This window comes from Pseudomonas flavocrustae (assembly GCF_029872515.1).
In the GTDB taxonomy this organism is placed as follows: domain Bacteria; phylum Pseudomonadota; class Gammaproteobacteria; order Pseudomonadales; family Pseudomonadaceae; genus Chryseomonas; species Chryseomonas aestiva.
This window is the reverse complement of sequence record NZ_JAPDIQ010000023.1, coordinates 1-3,130: the sequence shown is the minus strand read 5'-3', so window position 1 is coordinate 3,130 and position 3,130 is coordinate 1. Positions and strand designations below refer to the sequence as shown.

Annotated in this window: 1 rRNA gene; it reads left to right on the top strand. The window is 52.2% G+C overall.

Annotation, left to right across the window (positions count from 1 at the left end):
* The first annotated feature begins 214 nt into the window (after window positions 1–214).
* Window positions 215–3,107: ribosomal RNA gene (locus OMP44_RS24770) — 23S ribosomal RNA — on the top strand.
* Window positions 3,108–3,130 lie beyond the last annotated feature (23 nt).

The window sequence follows — 3,130 nt, the reverse complement described above, 5'->3', positions numbered from 1 at the left end:
GCTGACTTCTGGTCTTTGATCAGAACTGTTCTTTAAAAAATTGGGAAAGTGATAGAAGTAGACTGCATTAACTGTTTTCACTGGCAGTTAGTGTCGTCAAGGTAAAATCTTGCGAACTCAAGCGCAAGTTTTCGGCGAAATGTCGTCTTCACTCATGTAACGCCTGCAGATCGGTAGCGTCCTTGGACGCCAGCGAGATTGCTTGGGGTTATATGGTCAAGTGAAGAAGCGCATACGGTGGATGCCTTGGCAGTCAGAGGCGATGAAAGACGTGATAGCCTGCGATAAGCTTCGGTGAGGTGGCAAATGACCTGCGACCCGGAGATCTCTGAATGGGGAAACCCACCTAGCATAAGCTAGGTATCTTAACCTGAATCCATAGGGTTAAGAGGCGAACCAGGGGAACTGAAACATCTAAGTACCCTGAGGAAAAGAAATCAACCGAGATTCCCTTAGTAGTGGCGAGCGAACGGGGACCAGCCCTTAAGTTGATTTGAGAGTAGCGGAACGCTTTGGAAAAGGCGGCCATAGTGGGTGATAGCCCTGTACGCGAAACGCTCTTATCAATGAAATCGAGTAGGACGGGGCACGAGAAACCCTGTCTGAATATGGGGGGACCATCCTCCAAGGCTAAATACTCCTGACTGACCGATAGTGAACCAGTACCGTGAGGGAAAGGCGAAAAGAACCCCGGAGAGGGGAGTGAAATAGAACCTGAAACCGTATGCGTACAAGCAGTGGGAGCCTACTTTGTTAGGTGACTGCGTACCTTTTGTATAATGGGTCAGCGACTTATTTTCAGTGGCGAGCTTAACCGAATAGGGGAGGCGTAGCGAAAGCGAGTCTTAATAGGGCGTTTAGTCGCTGGGAATAGACCCGAAACCGGGCGATCTATCCATGAGCAGGTTGAAGGTTAGGTAACACTGACTGGAGGACCGAACCCACTTCCGTTGAAAAGGCAGGGGATGACTTGTGGATCGGAGTGAAAGGCTAATCAAGCTCGGAGATAGCTGGTTCTCCTCGAAAGCTATTTAGGTAGCGCCTCATGTATCACTCTGGGGGGTAGAGCACTGTTTCGGCTAGGGGGTCATCCCGACTTACCAAACCGATGCAAACTCCGAATACCCAGAAGTGCCGAGCATGGGAGACACACGGCGGGTGCTAACGTCCGTCGTGAAAAGGGAAACAACCCAGACCGTCAGCTAAGGTCCCAAAGTCCTGGTTAAGTGGTAAACGATGTGGGAAGGCTTAGACAGCTAGGAGGTTGGCTTAGAAGCAGCCACCCTTTAAAGAAAGCGTAATAGCTCACTAGTCGAGTCGGCCTGCGCGGAAGATGTAACGGGGCTCAAACCAGGCACCGAAGCTACGGGTATCACCTTTGGTGATGCGGTAGAGGAGCGTTCTGTAAGCCTGTGAAGGTGAGTTGAGAAGCTTGCTGGAGGTATCAGAAGTGCGAATGCTGACATGAGTAACGACAATGCGAGTGAAAAACTCGCACGCCGAAAGACCAAGGGTTCCTGCGCAACGTTAATCGACGCAGGGTGAGTCGGTCCCTAAGGCGAGGCTGAAAGGCGTAGTCGATGGGAAACGGGTTAATATTCCCGTACTTCTAGTTACTGCGATGGGGGGACGGAGAAGGCTAGGCCAGCTTGGCGTTGGTTGTCCAAGTTTAAGGTGGTAGGCTGACTGTTTAGGTAAATCCGGACAGTTAAGGCCGAGAGCTGATGACGATCCTTCTTTTAGAAGGAGAAGTGGTTGATGCCATGCTTCCAGGAAAAGCCTCTAAGCTTCAGGTAACTAGGAACCGTACCCCAAACCGACACAGGTGGTCGGGTAGAGAATACCAAGGCGCTTGAGAGAACTCGGGTGAAGGAACTAGGCAAAATGGCACCGTAACTTCGGGAGAAGGTGCGCCGGTGAGGGTGAAGGGTTTACCCCGTAAGCTCATGCCGGTCGAAGATACCAGGCCGCTGCGACTGTTTATTAAAAACACAGCACTCTGCAAACACGAAAGTGGACGTATAGGGTGTGACGCCTGCCCGGTGCCGGAAGGTTAATTGATGGGGTTAGCGCAAGCGAAGCTCTTGATCGAAGCCCCGGTAAACGGCGGCCGTAACTATAACGGTCCTAAGGTAGCGAAATTCCTTGTCGGGTAAGTTCCGACCTGCACGAATGGCGTAACGATGGCGGCGCTGTCTCCACCCGAGACTCAGTGAAATTGAAATCGCTGTGAAGATGCAGTGTATCCGCGGCTAGACGGAAAGACCCCGTGAACCTTTACTGTAGCTTTGCACTGGACTTTGAGCTTGCTTGTGTAGGATAGGTGGGAGGCTTTGAAGCGTGGACGCCAGTCTGCGTGGAGCCATCCTTGAAATACCACCCTGGCAATCTTGAGGTTCTAACTCTGGTCCGTTATCCGGATCGAGGACAGTGTATGGTGGGCAGTTTGACTGGGGCGGTCTCCTCCTAAAGAGTAACGGAGGAGTACGAAGGTGCGCTCAGACCGGTCGGAAATCGGTCGTAGAGTATAAAGGCAAAAGCGCGCTTGACTGCGAGACAGACACGTCGAGCAGGTACGAAAGTAGGTCTTAGTGATCCGGTGGTTCTGTATGGAAGGGCCATCGCTCAACGGATAAAAGGTACTCCGGGGATAACAGGCTGATACCGCCCAAGAGTTCATATCGACGGCGGTGTTTGGCACCTCGATGTCGGCTCATCACATCCTGGGGCTGAAGCCGGTCCCAAGGGTATGGCTGTTCGCCATTTAAAGTGGTACGCGAGCTGGGTTTAGAACGTCGTGAGACAGTTCGGTCCCTATCTGCCGTGGACGTTTGAGATTTGAGAGGGGCTGCTCCTAGTACGAGAGGACCGGAGTGGACGAACCTCTGGTGTTCCGGTTGTCACGCCAGTGGCATTGCCGGGTAGCTATGTTCGGAAGAGATAACCGCTGAAAGCATCTAAGCGGGAAACTTGCCTCAAGATGAGATCTCACTGGAGCCTTGAGCTTCCTGAAGGGCCGTCGAAGACTACGACGTTGATAGGTCGGGTGTGTAAGCGCTGTGAGGCGTTGAGCTAACCGATACTAATTGCCCGTGAGGCTTGACCATATAACACCCAAACAATCTGACCG